The following is a 20,726-nucleotide window of genomic DNA, read 5'->3' as shown; positions in this document are numbered from 1 at the left end:
TCAGTCCGCTCGTGCGCGGACCAGGCCCGACTCGTACGCGATCACCACGAGCTGCGCCCGGTCCCGGGCGCCCAGTTTGGCCATGGCACGGTTGACATGCGTCTTCACCGTCAGCGGGCTGACCTCCAGACGCTCGGCGATCTCGTCGTTGGAGTGGCCGCCGGCGACCTGGACCAGCACCTCCCGCTCCCGGCCCGTCAGGGCGTTCAGCCGGTCGGAGCGGGCGGGGTCACGGCCGTCGTCCCCCGCGTCGCCCTGGGCAAGGAAGCGGGCGATCAGGCCCTTGGTCGCCGTCGGCGAGAGCAGCGCCTCGCCGCCCGCGGCGATCCGGATGGCACTGAGGAGTTCCTCGGGCTCCGACCCCTTGCCGAGGAAGCCGGAAGCGCCCGCGCGCAGCGCCTGCACCACGTAGTCGTCGACCTCGAAGGTCGTCAGGATCACCACACGGACATCCGTGAGAGAAGGGTCGGTGCTGATCAGGCGGGTGGCCGCGAGGCCGTCGGTGCCCGGCATCCGGATGTCCATCAGGACGACGTCGGCCTGCCGCTCCCGGGTCAGCCGTACCGCCTCCGCGCCGTCGGACGCCTCGCCCACGACCTCCATGTCCGGCTCGGAGTCGACGAGCACCCGGAACGCGCTGCGGAGCAGTGCCTGGTCGTCGGCGAGCAGGACACGGATCGTCATGCGGTCTCCCCCGTCGCGGCGGTGCGGGTCTTGACCGGAAGGATCGCATGCACGCGAAAGCCGCCTCCGTAGCGGGGACCCGTGGTGAGGGTGCCGCGCAGGGCCGTGACCCGTTCCCGCATGCCGAGCAGCCCGTGGCCACCGCCCACCTCGACGGTGGCGTCGTCCCCGGAGCCGTCGTCGAGGACGGTGACCTCGATGTTCGGTCCCACGCGTACGACGCTGACCTCGGCCCTGGCCTCGGGGCCCGCGTGCTTCTGCACATTGGTCAGGGCCTCCTGGATGATCCGGTACGCGGCCAGGTCGACGGCGGCGGGCACTGCGGTGCCCTGGTCGGCGCGGGCGACCTGGACCGGGAGGCCGGCGCTGCGGAAGGTGCCGGCGAGTTCGTCGAGCCGGCTGAGGCCGGGGGCCGGCTCGGTGGGGGCCTCGGGGTCGCCGGACTGGCGGAGCAGACCGACGGTGGCGCGAAGCTCGTTGAGCGCGGAGCGGCTGGCCTCGCGCACATGCGCGAGGGCCTCCTTGGCCTGGTCGGGGCGCTTGTCCATGACATGGGCGGCGACCCCGGCCTGGACGTTGACCAGCGCGATGTGATGGGCGACGACGTCGTGCAGATCGCGGGCGATGCGCAGCCGCTCCTCGGCGACGCGCCGCCGGGCCTCCTCCTCCCGGGTGCGCTCCGCACGCTCGGCGCGCTCCCGCATGGCCCGGACGACCGTACGGCGGCTGCGGACGGCGTCTCCGGCGGTGGCGCCGATACCGGTCCAGGCGAAGATGGCGAGGTTCTCCTGGGCGTACCAGGGCAGCGGGCCGGCGAGCATGGCGGCGCCGGTCAGCACGGTCATGGTGAGCAGGCCGATGCGCCAGGTGGTGGGCCGGTCGGTGGTGGAGGCGACGGTGTAGAGGGCGACCACGGCGGCCATCGCGACCGGTGCGCGGGGGTCACCGGTGACGCACTCCACCAGGGCGACGGTGCCGGTGATCGCGAGGACCGTCTTGGGGACGCTGCGGCGGAAGACGAGCGCGGCGGCGCCGACGGTCATGAGGACGAGGCTGAGCAGGTCCGGGCTGCGGATGCCCCGGATGACGTCGGCCTCCCCGTGGGGGTCCACGAAGGAGCCGACGACCATGCACACCAGAGCGCCCGCCGCGATCGCCGCGTCGAGCGCGAGGGGGTGCGCTTTCAGCCGGCTGCGGGCGCGTTCCAGGGTGCTCACGGGGTGAACAGTACGTCGCCGGATGCCGCCGCCCCCAGCCCCGTCACCCCGGGATCAGACCGTCGTCGCTCAGCAGTTCCCGGACCTCCTCCAGCGTCGCGTCGGGTGACGGGAGGATCAGGTCGGAGGGGGCCAGGGAGTCGTCGGGTACCGGTTCGCCCAGGTCGCGGACCTTGGTGAGGAGTGCCTGGAGGGTGCGGCGGAAGGCCGGGCCGTCGCCGTTCTCCATCTCGGACAGGAGCTCGTCGTCCAGCTTGTCGAGTTCGGCGAGGTGGCTGCCGGCCAGCCTCACCTGACCCTCCCCCATGATCCGTACGATCATGTCCGCCATCTCGGCCCTCCAGGCTTGTGGCTACTGCTTGTCGAAGCGCGGGGTGTCCTGCGGCTGCTGGGACTGCGACTGGCCGGTGCCGCCCTCGATCGCCTGCTGGGGCGAGCCGCCGGCCAGCTCCGCCTTCATGCGCTGCAGTTCCAGCTCTACATCCGTACCACCGGAGAGCCGGTCCAGCTCGGCCTGGATGTCGTCCTTGGCCATGCCGGAGGAGTCGTCCAGGGCGCCGGAGGCGAGGAGCTCGTCGATGGCGCCGGCGCGGGCTTGGAGCTGGGCCGTCTTGTCCTCGGCGCGCTGGATGGCCAGGCCGACGTCGCCCATCTCCTCGGAGATGCCGGAGAAGGCCTCGCCGATGCGGGTCTGGGCCTGGGCCGCGGTGTAGGTCGCCTTGATCGTCTCCTTCTTGGTGCGGAAGGCGTCGACCTTGGCCTGGAGGCGCTGGGCCGCGAGGGTGAGCTTCTCCTCCTCGCCCTGGAGCGTGGTGTGCTGCGTCTCCAGGTCCGTGACCTGCTGCTGGAGGGCGGCGCGGCGGGACAACGCCTCGCGGGCCAGGTCCTCCCGGCCCAGCGCGAGCGCCTTGCGGCCCTGGTCCTCCAGCTTGGTGGACTGCTGCTGGAGCTGGTTGAGCTGGAGTTCCAGGCGCTTGCGCGAGGTCGCCACGTCCGCGACGCCGCGGCGGACCTTCTGGAGCAGTTCCAGCTGTTTCTGGTACGAGTAATCGAGGGTCTCGCGCGGGTCCTCGGCCCGGTCAAGGGCCTTGTTCGCCTTCGCGCGGAAGATCATCCCCATACGCTTCATGACACCGCTCATGGGCTTCGCGCGCCCCCTTCTGACGGACTCCAGCTCACAGATCTGCGACAGAACCCACAGTACGGGCCCTGACTCCATTACCGCACTGTTCGGGGACGGATGCGCTCATCCCCAAGGACGACTACGGACGGTCCCGCTCCGGCGTAGGGAGTAGGTGGCCCCCGAGGTGGCCCCCGGGTGAACCGCCTGCAACGTCCCCTCTGTCCCCCTACAGACGACTGGTGTTGCCGGATCGTTCCCCGCTCCGCCGGGGTCCATTCCCGCCCGTCGCCCACCACCACCCTTATTTTGAGGGGCCTGGCGGCCCCGCACCTTTTGGTTACCCCGTACCCTTGGGTTTTGTGTTTCGTAGCCGTTCAAAGGACGAGAAGGCGCCCACCGACAAGGTGCCGGTGACCGACTCCACGCAGCCCCGTGACCCGCAGGCCCCCAAGGGCAGGCCCACGCCCAAGCGCAGTGAGGCCCAGTCCCAGCGCCGCAGCGTCGCCAACACGCCGACGACCCGCAAGGAGGCCGCCAAGCGACAGCGCGACGAGCGCCGCACCCAGATGGAGCGGCAGCGTCAGGCGCTGGCCGGCGGCGACGAGCGCTATCTGCCCGCCCGCGACAAGGGCCCGGTCCGCAAGTTCGCCCGCGACTGGGTCGACTCGCGCTTCAACGTGGCGGAGTTCTTCCTGCCACTGGCCGTGGTCATCCTCGTGCTGAGCGTCGTGCGGGTGGCCTCGCTGCAGAACATCGCGCTGCTGCTCTGGCTCGTGGTGATCGTGCTGATCGTGCTCGACTCGATCGTCTCGGCGTTCCGGCTGCGCAAGCGGCTGGGCGAGCGCTTCCCGGACCAGAACCGTCGGGGCGCAGTCGCCTACGCCCTGATGCGCTCCCTCCAGATGCGCCGGCTCCGCCTGCCGAAGCCGCAGGTCAAGCGCGGAGAGCGGCCCTGAGCGCAGAGGCTTTCTCCGGGGGCGCGGCCGATGCCTGGCTGAGCAAGTTGGGCGGTCTGCGTGATGTCGTACGACAGGAGCTGGTGGCCCGGCAGCTCGACGAGCAGATAGCCGGGCGGTTCCCGGTCGGGCAGCGGCTGCGGGTGCTCGACGTGGGGATGGGCCAGGGCACGCAGGCGCTGCGGCTGGCCCGGGCCGGGCATCATGTGACCGGTGTCGAGCAGGACGCCACGATGATCGCGGCCGCCCGTGAGGTCCTGTCCGGGCAGCCGGAGGGGATCCGTGAGCGGATGCGGATCGTCCAGGGCGACGGGCGGGACACCGGCGTCCACTTCCTGCCGGGCAGCTTCGACGTGGTGCTCTGCCATGGCGTGCTCATGTACGTCGAGGAGCCGGACCCGCTGGTGGCCGGGCTGGCCCGGATGCTCGCCCCGGGCGGACTGCTGTCGCTGCTGGTGCGCAACGGGGACGCGCTGGCCATGCGGCCGGGGCTGGCCGGCGACTGGGCCGGCGCGCTGGGCGCGTTCGACACGACGGCCTACCGGAACCGGCTGGGGCTCGACGTACGGGCCGACCGGCTGGAGACGCTGACGGCCACGCTGGCCGGGATCGGCGCCCCGCTGCACGCCTGGTACGGCGTGCGGGTCTTCACCGACACGGCCGCGGACGGCACGGAGATCCCGGCCGACCTGGACACGCTGCTGGCCGCCGAGGAGCGGGCCGGGCGGACGGATCCCTACCGAGGGGTCGCGGCGCTGCTGCATCTGTGCGGCGTGCGGGGCTGAGCCGCCGGGGCGAAACGGAACGGGGCGGCCGCGTCGGCGGGACCGCCCCGCGGGCGCCGTCCTGGCCGTCCTACGACTCTTCGGCGTGCAGGTTCATCGGCCCGTAGATCTCCGCGGTGTCCTCGAAGAGCCGCACCTGGTCCGCGCCGCCCTCGACAAGGGCCTTCCAGTGCTCACCGATCCATGACTCGGCATCCCCCTGCGTGGTGAATTCCTCGGGCTGCACCGCGGGCTGGACCTCCGTCCCGTCGGCCTTCTCGAACCGCCACGTCCATGCCGCCATGTACGCCTCCAAGGTGTCGGCAGGTGCAGATCAGGGGCCGGAATCTTGATCGGCTCCAGCCCGCCTCAGCCTATTCGCTCCGCTGGGTCGGCGGTGAGAGGGCGCGGGTTGTCGATGATCTGCTGGCCGGTGGGGGCTGGTCGCGCCCCGCGGCGGAGCCGCTGATGTCACAGTCCCGCGCCCCTATCGGGGCTGCGGATGCGCGATACCTGCGGCTACAAGCGAAAATCGGTCCGTGGAAGTGACCTTGCTCGGAACCGGTGCCCCCGCGGGACTGCCCCGCCCCGCATGTCCCTGTGCCGTCTGTGCGACCGCGTTGGGGCCGGATGCGCGGGCTGCTGCCGCGCTGCTCGTGGACGGGGCGCTGTTGCTCGATCTCACGCCCGGGGCGGCGTTCGCGGCCGCTCGGGCCGGGCGTTCGCTGGGGGGTGTGCGGCAGGTGCTGCTGTCGCATCCGCACGACGGGCCCGTTGTGGAGGTGCCGGCCGGGCTGCCGCAGCCGGTGCGGGTGCCGGACGGGCGGGAGTTGGCGCTGCTGACGGGGCATCGGGTGCGGGCGCTGGCGATGGACGCGGGCGGCACGGGGTACGCGGTGACCGGGCCGGCGGGGCAGCGGCTGCTGTATCTGCCGCCCGGGTCCGCGCCGGCCGGGCTGGAGGAGGGGACGGTTCCCGCCGAGGTGTACGACCTGGTCCTCGCGGACGTCGTGGGGCGGCCGGACGCGCTGGCCAAGCTGCGTGCGGTGAAGGCCGTGGGGCCGACGACCGATGTGGTCGCCGTGCATCTGGACCACGATGTGCCGCCGGGCGCGGAGTTGCGGCGCCGGCTGGCCGCCGCGGGGGCGCGGGCGGTGCCGGACGGGGCGACCTTGGTGGTGGGGGCGTACGAGGAGGTGCCCGACGTGCCACGGCGCACGCTGGTCCTCGGTGGCGCCCGGTCGGGCAAGTCCGTGGAGGCCGAGCGGCGGCTGGAGGCGTTCCCCGATGTGCTGTACGTGGCGACGGGCGGTTCGCGGGGCGGGGACACCGAGTGGGCGGCCCGGGTGGCCGCGCACCGGGAGCGGCGGCCGGGGTCGTGGCGTACGACGGAGACCTGCGACCTCGTGCCCCTGCTGACGGAGGACGGGCCGCCGTTGCTGATCGACTGTCTGTCGTTGTGGCTGACGGATGCGATGGACTCGGTCGGGGCGTGGGACGACGCGGAGTGGGCGGCCGGGGGTGAACGGGCGTTGCGGGAGCGGGTGCGGGAGCTGACGGCCGCGGTGCGGGCCGCCCGGCGGACCGTGGTCGCCGTGTCGAACGAGGTGGGGTCGGGGATCGTGCCGGCCACCGCGTCCGGGCGGCGCTACCGGGATGAACTGGGGCGGCTGAACGCGGCGTTCGCGGCCGAGTGCGAGCAGGTGCTGCTGGTGGTGGCGGGGCAGGCTCTGGTACTGCGGCCGTGAGGGCTACGGGAGTTGTGCCGGGTCCTTGCGGGCGATGATGCGGTAGGCGTTCGAGAAGCGGGTGCGGCGCAGGAGCGGGGCCAGGGTGTGGTCGAGGGCTGTCGCGGCGGTCACCAGGGGGGTGGTCGCCGGCCGCCACGCCCTGGGCAGGACGTGGGTCAGGGCCAGGGAGAGGGCCGCTGACAGGTCGTAGGGGATGTGAGGGGCTCTGCGGTCCGTGGTGACGATGGTGCAGCCCTGGGACTCCAGTTCCGCGCGCAGGTTGTCCAGGGGCATCAGATGGAGATGGCGGGGCTGGCTGTAGGGGAGCCACCACTTGCCCAGGAGCGTGGCGAACGCGCTGTGGGGGTCGGGGACTTCGACGAGGAGATGACCGCCGGGGCGCAGGGCGGTGAGGGCGGCGCGGAGTTCGGCGCGCGGGTCGGGGGTGTGTTCCAGGTGGTGGAACATGCTGACCACGTCGTAGCGGGAGCGCAGCCGGGCGAGTACGGCGGGGGTGGTGAGGTGGCCCTGGTGGGCCTCCTCGATACGGCCGGCCGCACGGGCCCGCTCCACGCGGGGAGTCGGGTCCAGGCCGTCGAAGGACGTGTAGGCGAAGAGTTCCCTCGCCGTCTCCGGGAAGCGGGCGTGGCCCGTGCCGACGTCCAGCCAGCTCTCCGGCTCCGGCAGGGCCAGCATCGCGCGGGCCGCGGCCCGGTGCCGCCGGCCGGCGCGGGCGGCGAGGATGCGCTCGGCCAAGTCCTCCAAGTGCCCTTCGTGGAAGTCCCGGTGGTAGAGGGCGAGTCCCTCGGAGGTGAGCCGTGGGTTCTGGAAGGCGTGGGCGCAGTCGCGGCACTCGTCGACGACGAACGTGCCGGGCCTGTGCCGGGTGAAGTCGGGCGCGCGCAGCCGGGTGCGCAGGCGTCTGGAACCGCACCAGGGGCAGTCCTCGCGGCGCGGCTCGTGGAATCCGTCGGTGGACTGCGAGGTGGGGGGCAAGGGCGGCATGGGCGGCTCCCTGTACGACAATCCGCTGCAAAACGGAACGTATGGGATTCCGATCTTGGGTGCCAAGACGCCGTCCGGGTGGGGTGGCGATGTGGCGCGGAACCGTTGGTTCTCTGCCGGTACTGTTCGGCGAATGAGCTCGCTTAATCTCGACGACTTCACCGATCTGATCGAGCGCCCGGACGGGGGCGTGCGCCGTGACGCCGAGGCGCGACGGGAACGTCTGGTCGTGCCGCCCGGGTCGCTGGGGCGCCTGGACGAACTGGGTGAGTGGCTGGCGGCCGCGCAGGGCGCGGTGCCGGTACGACCGGTCGAACGGCCGCGGGTCGTTCTCTTCGCCGGTGACCACAAAATCGCCGAACTGGGCGTCTCCGCGCGGCCCGCGGGCAGCGCCGAGCTGCTGGTGCGGTCCGTGCTGGAGGGCGCCAGCCCGGTGTCGGTGCTCGCGCGGCGGCTCGGTGTGCCGGTGCGGGTCGTGGACATGGCGCTGGACTGCGAGCCGGACGCGCTGCCGCAGGACGTCGTACGGCACCGGGTGCGGCGCGGCAGCGGTCGTATCGACATCGAGGACGCGCTCACCGCGGAGGAGGCGGAGGCCGCCTTCCGGGCGGGGGTCGCGGTGGCCGACGAGGAGGCCGACTCCGGTACGGATCTGGTGGTGCTCGGCGATGTGAGCGTGGGCGGGACCACGGCGGCGGCCGTGCTGGTCGCGGCGCTGTGCGGGACCGACGCGTCGGTGGTCACCGGGCGGGGCGGGCTCGCGATCGACGACCTGACCTGGATGCGCAAGTGCGCGGCCGTCCGTGACGCGCTGCGCCGGGCCCGGCCGGTGCTCGGCGACCAGCTGGAGCTGCTCGCCACCGTGGGCGGGGCCGACCTCGCCGCGATGACCGGGTTTCTGCTGCAGGCCGCCGTACGGAAGCTGCCGGTGATCCTGGACGGGGTCGTGACGGCCGCGTGTGCGCTGGTCGCGCAGCGCGTCGCGTTCCGGGCGCCGGACTGGTGGCTGGCCGGGCACGGCAGCGGGGAGCCGGGTCAGGCGAAGGCGCTGGACCGGATGGCCCTGGAGCCGCTGCTCGACCAGGGGGTGACCGTCGGGGAGGGCGCCGGGGCGCTGCTCGCGCTGCCGCTCGTGCAGGCCGCGGCGGCGCTGGCGGCGGAGCTTCCCGAGAAAGAGCCGGAGAAGGACGCCGAGGGGGACGCCGGGGAGGGCTCCGACGCGGACGCCGCGAAGGACACCGAGAAGGGCGTCGAAGAGGACTCCGAAGAGGGCGGTCCGGCCTGAATGACGCGGTTCGCCGTGTCCGCGCCCATATGATCCTCCCCTATGGGATATGCCCGAATTGCCGCGGAACAGGAAGCCGGCCCGGGGCGCCCGGGTGACACGGAGCGGCGGTCCACCGGGGCCTCCCGGCGGGCCGCCGCCTTCGCCGTCTGGTACTTGCGGGCCGTCGCCTTCATCAACTTCCTCAGCGCGGTGTGGGTGTCCCTGGGGCAGGACGTGCGGCGGCACAACCAGGAGAACTTCTTCACGCCGTATCTGCTGACGGCCGGCTTCGCCTCCGGCGTGTTCACCGCGTTCCTGGCGATCACCATGCGGCGCCGCAAGCGGGCCGCGTGGATCCTGAACCTGGTGCTGAGCGGGGTGTTCCTGGCCCTGTTCGCCCTCGCCATGGCGTTCCCGGAGATCCGGCAGTACGCACAGAACTGGATCTCCCTCGTCCTCACGGCCGCCTTCGTCGGCGCGCTGCTCGTGGGGCGGCGGGAGTTCTACGCCAAGGGCGACCGGTCCAACCCCAAGCTCGCCGCCACCGTCGCGGTCGGCGGCGGGCTGCTCGCCTCCCTGCTGGCGGCGCTCCTGGTGACGGTCACCAACCAGGCGCCGGACGCGGCCCGTTCGACGTTCACGGAGCGCTGGCACTACGGCACGCTGCGGCTGATCTCGGTCGCCGCCGACGAGTCCCGCTTCCCGGGGATCTCCTCGCCCAACTGGGTCAACGTCGTCATCAACGTGCTCAGCACGATCCTCGTCCTCGCCGTCCTCTACGCCGCCTTCCGCTCCCGGCGCGCGGTCGACCCGCTGACCGAGGACGACGAGAAGCGGCTGCGGACGCTGCTCGACCGGCACGGCGAGCGGGACTCGCTCGGGTACTTCGCGCTGCGCCGGGAGAAGAGCGCGGTGTGGTCGCCGACCGGGAAGGCGGCGGTGGCCTACCGGGTGGTGGGCGGGGTGTCGCTGGCCTCCGGGGATCCGATCGGCGACCCGGAGGCCTGGCCCGGGGCGATCGTGCCGTGGCTGGCCCAGGCACGCGAGCACGGATGGATCCCGGCCGTGATGGGGGCGAGCGAGGAGGCCGGGACCGTGTACGCACGGCACGGGCTCGACGCCCTGGAACTCGGCGACGAGGCGATCGTGGAGGTGGCCGAGTTCACGCTGGAGGGGCGGGCGATGCGCACCGTCCGGCAGGCGTTCAACCGGGTGAAGCGGGCCGGGTACGAGGTGCGCATCCGGCGGCACGCGGACATTCCGGCCGACGAGATGGCGTACCTCGTCGGCCGGGCCGACGACTGGCGGGACGGGGCGACCGAGCGCGGCTTCAGCATGGCGCTCGGGCGGCTCGGGGACCCCGCCGACGGGCAGTGCGTGATGCTGGAGTGCACGGACGCGAACGGCGAGCTGAAGGCGCTGCTGTCGTTCGTCCCCTGGGGTCCGCACGGGCTGTCGCTCGACCTCATGCGGCGGGACCGGGACTCCGACAACGGACTGATGGAGTTCATGGTCATCGAGCTGCTGCGGCGGGCCCGGGAGATCAAGATCACTCAGGTCTCACTGAACTTCGCGATGTTCCGTTCGGTCTTCGAGCGTGGCGCACGCCTCGGTGCCGGGCCGGTACTGAGGCTGTGGCGGTCGCTGCTCAGCTTCTTCTCGCGCTGGTGGCAGATCGAGTCGCTGTACCGCGCCAACGCGAAGTACCGGCCCATCTGGGAGCCCCGGTTCCTGCTCTTCGAGAAGAGCGCGGACCTGCCGCGCATCGGCCTGGCGTCGGCGCGCGCGGAGGGGTTCCTGGCGACAGGCCCCACGGCGCCGGGACTGCCGAAGTGGCTGCACCGCAAGCACCTGGAGACATACAGATGAGGACACTCGCCCGCTGGGTCCGCGCCGAATGGGGACTGCTCTGGGTCACCGTGCGCGAGCCGCTGCTCAAGCGGCGATGGGGGTACCTCCCTGCTCGAACGGAGTTGAGAGCTTGGGGGAGGGCGGTCCCGATGACGCTCGCGGCGGTCTGCCTGACCGCGGCGCTGCAGTTCGTGCAGAACCAGTCGTGGGGCTACCGGTTCGTGCAGAACATCGGGGCCGTGCGCGCCGAGGACCCGCTGTGGCTGGGGCTCCTGCGCACTCCGCTGTCGCTGTTCGTGCCGGCCCTGGACCTGCCGGTGTGGGGTGCGCTCGCCCAGATCCTGTTCGTGTTCGGGATCGCCGAGATCTGCCTCGGCTGGTGGCGGACGCTGGCCATCGCTTACGTCGCCACACTCGCCGGAACCCTGTACGCCCGCCTCGGCATCGCCCTGGGCCCGCATGCCCCGCTGGGCCTGCCGGCCTCGGACGCGCTGGTGGTGGACGCCGGTCCGTCGGCGGCCGTGGTGGGGCTCGCCGTGTACGTGGGGTGGCGCTACGGCGCCCACGTCACGGCCGCCGGAGTGGCCATGGCGATGATCGCCGAGGTCGTGGTGAGGGAGAACCTCGCGGGCAAGGAGCATCTGGCCGCGATCGTGGGCGTCACGGCACTGTGCGGGGCGACGGCCCTGCTGCACCGCCACCGCCACGCCCTCGTACGCCTGAGGAGACGAGCGGGCTCCGACCGGGAATTGCCGCCGCTGCGCACCTGAGCCCGAGCCGACGGCCGTGTCCGCCGTGTCCGCCGTGTCCGCCGTGTCCTCAGTGGTGGCCTGGAAGGCTCGGCGGGTTCGAGTCGGGTTTGCCGGCGATCCAGTTCTGCAGGGTGCGGCTGGGGCCGGCCCAGCGGCGGTCGTGGCGGTAGGCGCGCAGGGTGGCCCGGGCCCGGGCCCGGGGGCGGTTGCGGTAGAAGCGTCTGGCCCAGGGGGAGGCGGGGCGGGCCAGCCGGGTCGCGCCGACGAGGGCGACGACCGGCACGATCACGCCGAACAGCGCGGTGCGCAACTTGCCCTTGGAGAGCGCGACGAGGGCGCAGACGAAGTTGCCCGTGATGGTCACGATCACCGTGCCGCGGTCCTGGAGCTCCTCCTGCGAGAGGTCGTTGACGCCGAACGGCGCGAAGCCCGCGAGGAGCAGCCCGACGAGGGCGGCGGTGACGACGACGACCTCGATGCTCTTGCGGCCCTCCTCGGTCCAGTAGACGTCGGCGAGATGCAGGATCAGCGCGAACTCGTCGAGGACCAGCCCGGCGCCGACACCGAAGACGACCGCGGCGACGGCCGCCCCGAAGCCGTGCCGGTCGGCGGCGGCGACGGCCCCGAACCCCCCGACGACGGTGAGAATGACACCGGGCACGACGTGGTGGATGTGCAGCCCGCCCGCCTTCACATTCCCGAACGGGCCTCTGCCCGCCCGGATCAGACGGGTGATGACCCGGGTGATCAGAAAGGTCAGGACGAAGGCGGCCAGCGCGAGGAGCAGCGGAAGCTTGCCGGGTTCGATGATGTTCCGCTCCAACCAGTGCCCCATGTGCGCACTTTATCCCTGAATGTCGCGTCTATCGCTGAGTGTCCCGGCGATCCCGCCCAGTCTCCCCGGCGGCCGTACGGATCGCTCCGGCCGCCGGGTAACCTGCGCCGGTGTCCAAGATCCCCTGGCCGGACGGCCTGCGCTTCGCCTTCGGCACCCTCACCGTGCTCCCGGTCCGTGTCACCCGCTGGGACCGGGAGGCCGCACGCGGGGGCATGCTGTGCGCCCCGCTGGCCGGGCTCGTGGTCGGCGGCTGCGCGGCGGCGCTCGGTGGCCTGCTGCTGTTCCTCGGCGCCGGGCCCCTGCTCGCGGCCGTCGCCACCGCCGCCGTACCCGCCGCCCTCACCCGGGGCCTGCACCTCGACGGTCTCGCCGACACCGCGGACGCGCTGGGCAGCGGCAAGCCCGCCGAGGACGCGCTCAGGATCATGAAGCAGTCGGACATCGGCCCGTTCGGGGTCATCACCCTCCTCTTCGCCCTGCTGACCCAGGTGGCCGCGCTGGCCCAGGCGTACGGCGGCTCGTGGGCCCGGGGCGCGCTCGCCGCGATCGTCTCGGCCGCCGCCGCCCGGCTGGCGCTGACCCTCGCGGCCCGCGCCGGGATACCGGCCGCCCGGCCGGACGGACTGGGGGCGGCCGTCGCCGGGGTGGTGCCGCGCGGCGGCGCGGCCGCCGTCGCGCTCGCCGTCGTCGCGCTCGCCGCGGCCGGGGGTGCCTTCTTCGGGCCGTACGACATCGCCCGTACCGCCCTCGCGGTCGTCGCCGCCGTCGTCGTGGCCGAACTCCTGCTGCGCCACTGCACGCGCCGCCTCGGCGGGGTCACCGGTGATGTGTTCGGCGGGCTCGCGGAGACGGCCGCCACGACGGCACTCGTGGTTCTCTCGCTGGGTCGCTAGGCTCGTCCGCCGACATGGACAAGTACGTGTGATCGGGGGACCTCCATGCCGAAGCTGCGCCGTGCCGTGGCCTGGTTCATCGACTTCGGGCTGGTGATCGCGGCGGCCTCGCTGCTCGCCGTGCTCACCTTCCACCGGATATCCGCGCTCGTCACCGACGTTCCGGAGCTGGCGACCCGCGGCGGGTTCGACCTGCTGAGCTCCCGCGGTGACGTCCTCGACGCCTCCACCGACCTGGGCCTTTCGCTGTGGGACAAGGTCGTGCTGGACGTGGAGGAGGCCTTCGCGGCACTCGTCGTCGTCACGTTCCTCTACCAGTGGGCCTGCCTCGCGTTCCTCGGCCGCACCGTCGGCAAGGGGCTCCTCGGACTCCGGGTCACCCCGCGGCTGTCCCGGCACGCCGCCCGCCGGGCCGCCGTCACCACCGCGGCCGACGTCGCCGTGTACGCGGTCGCCTGCGTCCTGCTGATCGAGGGTCAGTTCGCGCTGTCGGTGCTGGCGTGGGTGCTGGCGGTGGTGCTGTTCCTGGTCAACGCCGTGCCGGTGCTCCTCCCGGGCCGCCGCTCGCTCGCCGACCGGCTGGCCGGCACCTCGGTCACCGGGTTCGGCCTCGGCGCGCCCGCCGCCGTGGAGCCGGGCCCGGCGGCGCCGACGCGGTCCTGGTAGGCGCCCGCGCCGGAACCGGCCATGGCGCCACGCACCGGTGAACGGCATGCGGGAATGAGTGAACGCACACACGCGCGTAGGCTCGTCCCGGGTGTTCGCCGACAGGGTGAAGGCCCCGCTCGAGACGCGCCCCGCCCGGGGTCGGCTCCCCCGGGCCCGGTCGACCCACCCACTCGGCCACAGCAACTTCACATCGGAAGCGAGTTTCACCACAGTGACTGCTCTTACTCTCAGCACCGCCGCGGCGCCCGGCCTGCGGGCCGACGCGATCGTGATCGGTGTCGCCAAGGGCGCCAAGGGACCCGTCGTCGCGCCGGGCGCCGAAGCCGTGGACAAGGCGTACGACGGCCGGCTCGCCGACGTCCTGGACACCCTCGGCGCCGCCGGTGCCGAGGGCGAGCTGACGAAGCTGCCCTCCCCGGCCGGCTTCAAGGCACCGCTCGTGGTGGCGGTGGGCCTGGGCGCGGAGCCGGAGAAGGACACGTCCTACGACGCCGAGACGCTGCGCCGGGCCGCCGGTGTCGCCGCCCGCGCGCTCTCCGGGGCCAAGAAGGCCGCCTTCGCGCTGCCCGTCGCCGACGCCGACGCCGTCGGCGCGGTAGGCGAGGGCGTGCTGCTGGGCGCGTACTCCTTCGACGCGTACAAGGAGAACGGCAAGGACGCCAAGAACGGCCGGTCGCCGCTCGCCGAGGCCTCCCTGCTCGGCGGCAAGCCCCGCGACGCGGCGCACAAGGCGGCCCTCGCCCGCGCCACCGCGGTGTCCGAGGAGCTCAACCGCGCCCGCGACCTGATCAACATGCCGCCGAACGACCTCAACCCGGCGCAGTTCGCCGCGATCGCGCAGACCGCGGCCAAGGAGCACGGCCTCAAGGTGCAGGTGCTCGACGAGAAGGCCCTGGCCAAGGGCGGCTACGGCGGCATCCTCGGCGTCGGCGGCGGCTCGGCGGCGGCCCCGCGCCTGGTGAAGCTGTCGTACACGAACTCGAAGGCGACCAAGCACCTGGCCTTCGTCGGCAAGGGCATCACCTACGACTCGGGCGGCATCTCCCTGAAGCCGGCCGGTCACAACGAGACGATGAAGTGCGACATGAGCGGCGCGGCCGCCGTGTTCGCCGCCGTCGTCGCGGCCGCGCGCCTGGGCCTGGAGGTCAATGTCACCGGCTGGCTGGCGCTGGCCGAGAACATGCCCTCGGGCGCCGCCGTACGCCCGGGTGACGTGCTGCGCATGTACAGCGGCAAGACGGTCGAGGTGCTCAACACGGACGCCGAGGGCCGGCTGGTTCTCGCCGACGCCCTGTGGGCCGCCTCGGCGGAGAAGCCGGACGCGATCGTGGACGTGGCGACGCTGACCGGCGCGATGGTGCTGGCGCTCGGCAACCGGACCATGGGCGTCATGGCCAACGACGACGCGTTCCGCAGCACGGTGCACGAGACCGCCGAGCAGGTCGGCGAGCCCTCGTGGCCGATGCCCCTGCCCGAGCACCTGCGCAAGGGCATGGACTCCCCCACCGCCGACATCGCCAACATGGGTGAGCGCGCGGGCGGCGGCCTGGTCGCCGGTCTCTTCCTGCGCGAGTTCGTCGGCGAGGGCATCACCTGGGCCCACCTGGACATCGCCGGCCCCGCCTTCAACGAGCAGGGCCCCTTCGGCTACACCCCGAAGGGTGGCACGGGCTCGGCGGTGCGCACGCTGGTGCGGCTGGCCGAGCTGAGCGCCGACGGCGAACTGGTCTGACCTTCCCCCCGGGGACGGGGACCGCGGCGCCCACCGGCCGGGGGCGCCGCGGTCCGCTCGGTCGAGTGGGACGCCTCACACTCCGGTCAAGTGGGACGCCTCACACTGTGGCCCCGCGTCTCGAACTCAAGCGACAAGTGCGAAGATGGAGCCCGGCAGGACAGGGCCCCCATCACAGGGCCGAAGAATGAGCGGCCGGACACCAGCCGCCGACCGGTCACCGAAGACCGGCGTGGCGCACATGCATGGAGGACGTGACGTGGCGAACGACGCCAGCACCGTTTTCGACCTAGTGATCCTCGGCGGTGGTAGCGGTGGTTACGCCGCGGCCCTGCGCGGGGCTCAGCTGGGCCTGGACGTCGCCCTGATCGAGAAGGACAAGGTCGGCGGCACCTGCCTGCACCGGGGTTGCATCCCCACCAAGGCCCTGCTGCACGCGGGCGAGATCGCCGACCAGGCCCGCGAGAGCGAGCAGTTCGGTGTGAAGGCCACGTTCGAGGGCATCGACGTACCGGCCGTCCACAAGTACAAGGACGAGGTCATCTCGGGCCTGTACAAGGGTCTGCAGGGGCTCATCGCCTCGCGGAAGGTGACGTACATCGAGGGCACGGGGCGGCTGTCGTCCCCGACCTCCGTGGACGTGAACGGCCAGCGCGTCCAGGGCCGCCACGTCCTCCTCGCGACCGGCTCCGTGCCGAAGTCGCTGCCGGGCCTGGAGATCGACGGCGACCGCATCATCTCCTCCGACCACGCCCTCGTCCTGGACCGCGTGCCGAAGTCCGCGATCATCCTGGGCGGCGGCGTCATCGGCGTCGAGTTCGCGTCGGCATGGAAGTCCTTCGGCTCCGACGTCACGGTGATCGAGGGCCTCAAGCACCTCGTCCCGGTCGAGGACGAGAACTCCTCCAAGCTTCTTGAGCGCGCGTTCCGCAAGCGCGGGATCAAGTTCAACCTCGGCACGTTCTTCTCGAAGGCCGAGTACACCCAGGACGGCGTCAAGGTCACCCTCGCCGACGGCAAGGAGTTCGAGGCCGAGGTCCTCCTCGTCGCCGTCGGCCGCGGCCCGGTCTCGCAGGGCCTGGGCTACGAGGAGCAGGGCGTCGCGATGGACCGCGGCTACGTCCTCGTCGACGAGTACATGCGCACGAACGTCCCGACCATCTCGGCCGTCGGTGACCTGGTCCCGACGCTCCAGCTCGCGCACGTCGGCTTTGCCGAGGGCATCCTGGTGGCGGAGCGCCTGGCCGGTCTCAAGGCCGTTCCGATCGACTACGACGGTGTGCCGCGGGTGACGTACTGCCACCCGGAGGTCGCCTCCGTGGGCATCACCGAGGCCAAGGCCAAGGAGATCTACGGCGCGGACAAGGTCGTCGCTCTGAAGTACAACCTGGCGGGCAACGGCAAGAGCAAGATCCTCAAGACCGCGGGCGAGATCAAGCTCGTCCAGGTCAAGGACGGTGCCGTGGTCGGCGTCCACATGGTCGGCGACCGCATGGGCGAGCAGGTCGGCGAGGCGCAGCTGATCTACAACTGGGAGGCGCTGCCGGCCGAGGTCGCGCAGCTCATCCACGCCCACCCGACGCAGAACGAGGCGCTCGGCGAGGCCCACCTGGCCCTGGCCGGCAAGCCCCTCCACTCGCACGACTGACCCTCGGTCGACGCACGCGACGACACAGACTTCCGCACTTCCGTAAGGAGCAACCGAAACCATGGCGGTTTCCGTAACCCTTCCGGCGCTCGGCGAGAGCGTCACCGAGGGCACTGTCACCCGCTGGCTGAAGGCCGAGGGCGAGCGCGTCGAGGCCGACGAGCCGCTGCTCGAGGTCTCCACCGACAAGGTCGACACCGAGATCCCCTCCCCCGCGTCCGGCATCCTGGCCTCCATCAAGGTCGCCGAGGACGAGACGGTCGAGGTCGGCGCCGAGCTGGCCGTCATCGACGACGGCACGGGCGCGCCCGTCGCCGCTCCGGCCCCGGCCGCCGCCGAGGCTCCGGCTCCCCCGCCGGCGCCGGTCGCCGAGGCCCCCGCCGCTCCCGCCCCGGCCCCCGTGGCCGCGGCTCCGGCCGCCCCCGCCGGTGGCGCCACGGGCACGGACGTGGTCCTGCCCGCGCTCGGTGAGTCCGTCACCGAGGGCACCGTCACCCGCTGGCTGAAGGCGGTCGGCGAGTCCGTCGAGGCCGACGAGCCGCTGCTCGAGGTCTCCACCGACAAGGTCGACACCGAGATCCCGGCGCCCGCCTCCGGCGTGCTGCTGGAGATCGTGGTCGGCGAGGACGAGACCGCCGAGGTCGGCGCCAAGCTGGCCGTCATCGGCGCCCCGGGTGCGGCTCCGGCCGCGGCCCCGGCTCCCGCCGCCCCGGCCGCGGCTCCGGCGCCCGCCGCTGCCCCGGCTCCGGCTCCGGCCGCCCCGGCGCCCGCTCCCGTGGCTCCGGCCGCCCCGGCCCCGGCTCCGGTCGCTCCCGCCCCGGTCGCCGCCGCCCCGGCCCCGGCCGCCCCGGCCCCCGCGCCGGTCGCCGCGGTTCCGACCGCCCCGGCCGTCCCGGCCGCGACCGCCGGTGACGAGGGCGCGTACGTGACCCCGCTGGTGCGCAAGCTCGCCGCCGAGAACGGCGTCGACCTGGCCACCGTCAAGGGCACCGGCGTCGGCGGCCGTATCCGCAAGCAGGACGTCATCGCCGCCGCCGAGGCCGCGAAGGCCGCCGCCGCTGCTGCTCCGGCCCCGGCCGCCGCTGCCGCCCCGGCCAAGAAGGCGCCGACCCTGGAGGTCTCCCCCCTCCGCGGCCAGACCGTCAAGATGCCCCGCATCCGCAAGGTCATCGGCGACAACATGGTCAAGGCGCTGCACGAGCAGGCCCAGCTGTCGTCGGTCGTCGAGGTCGACGTCACGCGCCTGATGCGGCTGCGCGCCCAGGCCAAGGACTCGTTCGCCGCGCGCGAGGGCGTCAAGCTCTCCCCGATGCCGTTCTTCGTGAAGGCGGCGGCCCAGGCGCTGAAGGCCCACCCGGTCATCAACGCCCGGATCAACGAGGCCGAGGGCACGATCACCTACTTCGACTCCGAGAGCGTCGGAATCGCGGTGGACTCCGAGAAGGGCCTGATGACCCCGGTCATCAAGCACGCGGGCGACCTGAACATCGCCGGCATCGCCAAGGCCACGGCGGAGCTCGCGGGCAAGGTCCGCGCCAACAAGATCACGCCCGACGAGCTGTCCGGCGCGACCTTCACCATCTCCAACACCGGTTCGCGCGGCGCGCTCTTCGACACGATCATCGTGCCGCCGGGCCAGGTCGCGATCCTCGGCATCGGTGCCACGGTCAAGCGTCCGGCCGTCATCGAGACCGAGGAGGGCACGGTCATCGGCGTCCGCGACATGACCTACCTGACCCTCTCCTACGACCACCGTCTGGTGGACGGCGCCGACGCGGCCCGTTACCTGACGGCGGTCAAGGCGATCCTGGAGGCGGGCGAGTTCGAGGTCGAGCTCGGCCTGTAGGCCTTCGCAGTTGCCCTGCGGTGCCCCGCCCGGAGCCTCTCCGGGCGGGGCACCGTCGTATCACCTGGGCGTCAGCCGCGCGTCGGACCAGGTGATCAGCGTCTCCACCCACACGTTCGGGATGTAGAGGCGGGGCGCGGGTGTCAGGTCCTCGGTGCGGTAGGCCTTCAGGACGTCATAGGTGGCGTCGAGGCAGTCCCGCGAGGTGAGCTCGCCCGTCCTCGGATCGACCCCTACGAGAAAGCCGCGGCTCTCGACGGTGCGGATCATCTTCCGGGCCGCCCGCACGTCGCTCGTCGAGGACGAGGTGCAGCGGTAACGGCTGTACGGATGGGTCGACTTGCCGGGGATGGAGGTCCCCCCTGCTCGAGCGGAGCCGAGAGCTTGGGGGAGGGCGTCGCGGGACATGTCGCCGAGCATGCGGTCGTACGACCCGCGCGCATGCCAGGCGCCGATGTCCCCTCCGGGCGGGGTGTAGAGCCTGTTGGTGGGGTTCTCGACCCCGCCGTACTCCCAGGTGTTCGTGCCGGTGATCCGGAAGCCCCAGCCGACGTGGCCGAACTTCTGGGCGCCGTCCGGCTTGACGAAGACGCAGGCGCCGCCGGGACCGGCGGGCTGCCCCCGGCCGGCCAGGACCGCGGTGCTCGCCGTGGCCGAGGCCGTCGTGCTCTGCGCCTTCCTGGCCTTGGTGTGCCGTGGCTGGTGCGCGCCCGTGCTCATCGGCCGGCACGCCGTGACTCCCATGACCGCCGCCAGAGCGACCGCGACGACCGCCCAGCCGGCCCGTCCCCCGATGTCCATTCCGACCCCCGGTGGTGCCGAGGGGTGCCCCTGCCGGAACCCCTCCTGCCGACCGCGACACGCATCGGGCGCCGCGGGTTCTGCCGGTGGCCCGGTGGTGACACGGCGGTGACGGCTCCGCGGCTCGCCCGGTACGGGGCTTTACGGAACAAGCCGCCCTGAGAGCGTGTAAGTCTCGTCTCACCTGCACGAAAGCGCCCCCGTGCGCCCCTCCCGGAAGGCGGTCCGGCCTTATTGTCTAAACGTCAAACGCCCCGGGGGCCTGTGGCCCCTCCCTAAGGAGCCCTCATGACCGCGCCCGTCATCCACTCGCTGCGCGAACAGATCCGCGAGCACATCGTGGAGGGAATCGTGAGCGGTCGCTGGAAGCCGGGCGAGCGGATCGTGGAGCGGCGGATCGCGACCGAGCTGGAGGTCAGCCAGACCCCGGTGCGGGAGGCGCTGCGCGAGCTGGAGTCGCTCCGGCTGATCGAGTCCGCGCCGAACAAGGGCGTACGGGTGCGGAACCTGACGGCGGCCGACCTGGAGGAGAGCTACCCCGTTCGGGCCGGCCTGGAGGCGATCGCGGCGGAGCTGGCGGCCGAGCGTCTCGCCGTGGACTGCTCGGCGCTGGAGCCTCATGTGCTGGCCCTGTACGAGGCGGACCGCACCGCCGACGGCACCGCCCAGGTCCGGCACACGGTCGGCTTCCACCGCGAGCTCGTGCGCGCGGCGGACAACTCGGTGCTGCTGCACACCTGGGAAGGGCTCGGCATCGAGGTCTTCACGGCGCTGTCCATCCGCTGGCTGGGCACGGTCCAGCAGTCGTACGCGGAGGAGCACGAGGAGCTGGTGCAGGCCTTCAAGCGCCGGGATCCGCAGATCGCGGAGCTGGTGAAGGCGCACGTCCTCGGCTGCGCGCCGCGCGCTTGATTCAGGAGAGCGCGCCCCCGCTCATACGCCGCCCCACC

At 72.6% G+C, this 20,726-nt stretch carries 20 protein-coding genes; 12 read left to right on the top strand and 8 right to left on the bottom strand.

Annotation, left to right across the window (positions count from 1 at the left end; genetic code table 11):
* Genes ACFY1J_RS07995 through ACFY1J_RS07980 form a run of 4 tightly spaced genes read right to left on the bottom strand, consistent with a single transcriptional unit; the run spans position 1 to position 3,030 of the window.
* Entirely contained in the window at positions 1 to 684 is a 684-nt protein-coding gene (locus tag ACFY1J_RS07995) for a response regulator (protein WP_390730894.1), read from the bottom strand.
* Positions 681 to 1,901, bottom strand: coding sequence for a sensor histidine kinase (locus ACFY1J_RS07990; protein WP_390730893.1), 1,221 nt, complete (start codon positions 1,899 to 1,901; stop codon positions 681 to 683). Before ACFY1J_RS07990 ends, ACFY1J_RS07995 begins: the two co-directional genes overlap by 4 nt.
* A 43-nt stretch (positions 1,902 to 1,944) precedes the next feature.
* On the bottom strand, positions 1,945 to 2,223 hold the full coding sequence (locus ACFY1J_RS07985) for a hypothetical protein (protein WP_390709347.1): 279 nt from the start codon (positions 2,221 to 2,223) through the stop codon (positions 1,945 to 1,947).
* Between the two features lie 30 nt (positions 2,224 to 2,253).
* Entirely contained in the window at positions 2,254 to 3,030 is a 777-nt protein-coding gene (locus ACFY1J_RS07980) for a PspA/IM30 family protein (protein ID WP_390709227.1), read from the bottom strand.
* Between the two features lie 344 nt (positions 3,031 to 3,374).
* Here ACFY1J_RS07980 and ACFY1J_RS07975 point away from each other — a divergent pair, with 344 nt between their 5' ends.
* Together ACFY1J_RS07975 and ACFY1J_RS07970 are read left to right on the top strand one after the other, a co-directional pair.
* The gene (locus ACFY1J_RS07975; protein WP_390709228.1) at positions 3,375 to 3,980 is read left to right on the top strand and encodes a DUF3043 domain-containing protein; all 606 of its coding nucleotides are present in this window, start codon (positions 3,375 to 3,377) and stop codon (positions 3,978 to 3,980) included.
* An 83-nt stretch (positions 3,981 to 4,063) separates the two neighbouring features.
* The gene (locus ACFY1J_RS07970) at positions 4,064 to 4,765 is read left to right on the top strand and encodes a methyltransferase domain-containing protein (RefSeq protein WP_363296971.1); all 702 of its coding nucleotides are present in this window, start codon (positions 4,064 to 4,066) and stop codon (positions 4,763 to 4,765) included.
* A 70-nt stretch (positions 4,766 to 4,835) separates the two neighbouring features.
* On the opposite strand, the gene ACFY1J_RS07965 is transcribed toward ACFY1J_RS07970, so the two are convergent.
* Positions 4,836 to 5,048 carry a hypothetical protein gene (locus ACFY1J_RS07965; protein WP_390709229.1) on the bottom strand — a complete coding sequence of 71 codons (213 nt, stop codon included), beginning with the start codon at positions 5,046 to 5,048 and terminating at the stop codon, positions 4,836 to 4,838.
* A gap of 235 nt (positions 5,049 to 5,283) precedes the next feature.
* On the opposite strand from ACFY1J_RS07965, the gene ACFY1J_RS07960 reads away from it, so the two are divergent.
* Positions 5,284 to 6,492 carry a bifunctional adenosylcobinamide kinase/adenosylcobinamide-phosphate guanylyltransferase gene (locus ACFY1J_RS07960; protein ID WP_390709230.1) on the top strand — a complete coding sequence of 403 codons (1,209 nt, stop codon included), beginning with the start codon at positions 5,284 to 5,286 and terminating at the stop codon, positions 6,490 to 6,492.
* Positions 6,493 to 6,495: 3 nt separating this feature from the next.
* On the opposite strand, the gene ACFY1J_RS07955 is transcribed toward ACFY1J_RS07960, so the two are convergent.
* The gene (locus tag ACFY1J_RS07955) at positions 6,496 to 7,479 is read right to left on the bottom strand and encodes a class I SAM-dependent methyltransferase (RefSeq protein ID WP_390730892.1); all 984 of its coding nucleotides are present in this window, start codon (positions 7,477 to 7,479) and stop codon (positions 6,496 to 6,498) included.
* A 133-nt stretch (positions 7,480 to 7,612) separates the two neighbouring features.
* Here ACFY1J_RS07955 and cobT point away from each other — a divergent pair, with 133 nt between their 5' ends.
* The 3 genes from cobT to ACFY1J_RS07940 are packed head-to-tail and all read left to right on the top strand — an operon-like array spanning position 7,613 to position 11,367.
* The gene (gene cobT, locus ACFY1J_RS07950; protein WP_390730891.1) at positions 7,613 to 8,764 is read left to right on the top strand and encodes a nicotinate-nucleotide--dimethylbenzimidazole phosphoribosyltransferase; all 1,152 of its coding nucleotides are present in this window, start codon (positions 7,613 to 7,615) and stop codon (positions 8,762 to 8,764) included.
* Between the two features lie 42 nt (positions 8,765 to 8,806).
* Entirely contained in the window at positions 8,807 to 10,615 is a 1,809-nt protein-coding gene (locus ACFY1J_RS07945) for a phosphatidylglycerol lysyltransferase domain-containing protein (protein ID WP_390730890.1), read from the top strand.
* Positions 10,612 to 11,367 (top strand): hypothetical protein, encoded by a 756-nt coding sequence (locus ACFY1J_RS07940; protein WP_390709234.1) that lies wholly within the window; start codon positions 10,612 to 10,614, stop codon positions 11,365 to 11,367. Before ACFY1J_RS07945 ends, ACFY1J_RS07940 begins: the two co-directional genes overlap by 4 nt.
* Before the next feature lie 49 nt (positions 11,368 to 11,416).
* Here ACFY1J_RS07940 and ACFY1J_RS07935 read toward each other — a convergent pair whose 3' ends face one another.
* Positions 11,417 to 12,184 (bottom strand): hypothetical protein, encoded by a 768-nt coding sequence (locus ACFY1J_RS07935; RefSeq protein ID WP_390730889.1) that lies wholly within the window; start codon positions 12,182 to 12,184, stop codon positions 11,417 to 11,419.
* 110 nt (positions 12,185 to 12,294) lie between these two features.
* On the opposite strand from ACFY1J_RS07935, the gene ACFY1J_RS07930 reads away from it, so the two are divergent.
* The 5 genes from ACFY1J_RS07930 (at position 12,295) to sucB (ending at position 18,975) form a co-directional block, all read left to right on the top strand.
* Entirely contained in the window at positions 12,295 to 13,080 is a 786-nt protein-coding gene (locus ACFY1J_RS07930; RefSeq protein ID WP_390730888.1) for an adenosylcobinamide-GDP ribazoletransferase, read from the top strand.
* Positions 13,081 to 13,125: 45 nt separating this feature from the next.
* Positions 13,126 to 13,746 (top strand): RDD family protein, encoded by a 621-nt coding sequence (locus ACFY1J_RS07925; protein WP_390730887.1) that lies wholly within the window; start codon positions 13,126 to 13,128, stop codon positions 13,744 to 13,746.
* Between the two features lie 214 nt (positions 13,747 to 13,960).
* The gene (locus ACFY1J_RS07920; RefSeq protein ID WP_390709238.1) at positions 13,961 to 15,481 is read left to right on the top strand and encodes a leucyl aminopeptidase; all 1,521 of its coding nucleotides are present in this window, start codon (positions 13,961 to 13,963) and stop codon (positions 15,479 to 15,481) included.
* Between the two features lie 259 nt (positions 15,482 to 15,740).
* Positions 15,741 to 17,129 (top strand): dihydrolipoyl dehydrogenase, encoded by a 1,389-nt coding sequence (lpdA, locus tag ACFY1J_RS07915; protein WP_390709239.1) that lies wholly within the window; start codon positions 15,741 to 15,743, stop codon positions 17,127 to 17,129.
* A 61-nt stretch (positions 17,130 to 17,190) separates the two neighbouring features.
* Entirely contained in the window at positions 17,191 to 18,975 is a 1,785-nt protein-coding gene (gene sucB / locus ACFY1J_RS07910; protein ID WP_390730886.1) for a 2-oxoglutarate dehydrogenase, E2 component, dihydrolipoamide succinyltransferase, read from the top strand.
* Between the two features lie 60 nt (positions 18,976 to 19,035).
* Here sucB and ACFY1J_RS07905 read toward each other — a convergent pair whose 3' ends face one another.
* Complete coding sequence (locus ACFY1J_RS07905; protein WP_390730885.1) at positions 19,036 to 19,776, bottom strand: hypothetical protein; 741 nt, start codon at positions 19,774 to 19,776, stop codon at positions 19,036 to 19,038.
* Between the two features lie 288 nt (positions 19,777 to 20,064).
* On the opposite strand from ACFY1J_RS07905, the gene ACFY1J_RS07900 reads away from it, so the two are divergent.
* Complete coding sequence (locus ACFY1J_RS07900; protein WP_390730884.1) at positions 20,065 to 20,688, top strand: GntR family transcriptional regulator; 624 nt, start codon at positions 20,065 to 20,067, stop codon at positions 20,686 to 20,688.
* Positions 20,689 to 20,726 lie beyond the last annotated feature (38 nt).

Source organism: Streptomyces sp. NPDC001406, from assembly GCF_042895285.1.
GTDB lineage: Bacteria > Actinomycetota > Actinomycetes > Streptomycetales > Streptomycetaceae > Streptomyces.
This window is presented reverse-complemented; position numbering and strand designations above follow the sequence as displayed.

Coding starts and splice junctions, on each gene's coding strand:
- ACFY1J_RS07995 (WP_390730894.1), bottom strand. CDS start 684: ATGACGATCCGTGTCCTGCTCGCCGACGACCAGGCACTGCTCCGCAGC.
- ACFY1J_RS07985 (WP_390709347.1), bottom strand. CDS start 2,223: ATGATCGTACGGATCATGGGGGAGGGTCAGGTGAGGCTGGCCGGCAGC.
- ACFY1J_RS07980 (WP_390709227.1), bottom strand. CDS start 3,030: ATGAAGCGTATGGGGATGATCTTCCGCGCGAAGGCGAACAAGGCCCTT.
- ACFY1J_RS07965 (WP_390709229.1), bottom strand. CDS start 5,048: ATGGCGGCATGGACGTGGCGGTTCGAGAAGGCCGACGGGACGGAGGTC.
- ACFY1J_RS07955 (WP_390730892.1), bottom strand. CDS start 7,479: ATGCCGCCCTTGCCCCCCACCTCGCAGTCCACCGACGGATTCCACGAG.
- cobT (WP_390730891.1), top strand. CDS start 7,613: ATGAGCTCGCTTAATCTCGACGACTTCACCGATCTGATCGAGCGCCCG.
- ACFY1J_RS07945 (WP_390730890.1), top strand. CDS start 8,807: ATGGGATATGCCCGAATTGCCGCGGAACAGGAAGCCGGCCCGGGGCGC.
- ACFY1J_RS07940 (WP_390709234.1), top strand. CDS start 10,612: ATGAGGACACTCGCCCGCTGGGTCCGCGCCGAATGGGGACTGCTCTGG.
- ACFY1J_RS07935 (WP_390730889.1), bottom strand. CDS start 12,184: ATGGGGCACTGGTTGGAGCGGAACATCATCGAACCCGGCAAGCTTCCG.
- ACFY1J_RS07925 (WP_390730887.1), top strand. CDS start 13,126: ATGCCGAAGCTGCGCCGTGCCGTGGCCTGGTTCATCGACTTCGGGCTG.
- sucB (WP_390730886.1), top strand. CDS start 17,191: ATGGCGGTTTCCGTAACCCTTCCGGCGCTCGGCGAGAGCGTCACCGAG.
- ACFY1J_RS07905 (WP_390730885.1), bottom strand. CDS start 19,776: ATGGACATCGGGGGACGGGCCGGCTGGGCGGTCGTCGCGGTCGCTCTG.
- ACFY1J_RS07900 (WP_390730884.1), top strand. CDS start 20,065: ATGACCGCGCCCGTCATCCACTCGCTGCGCGAACAGATCCGCGAGCAC.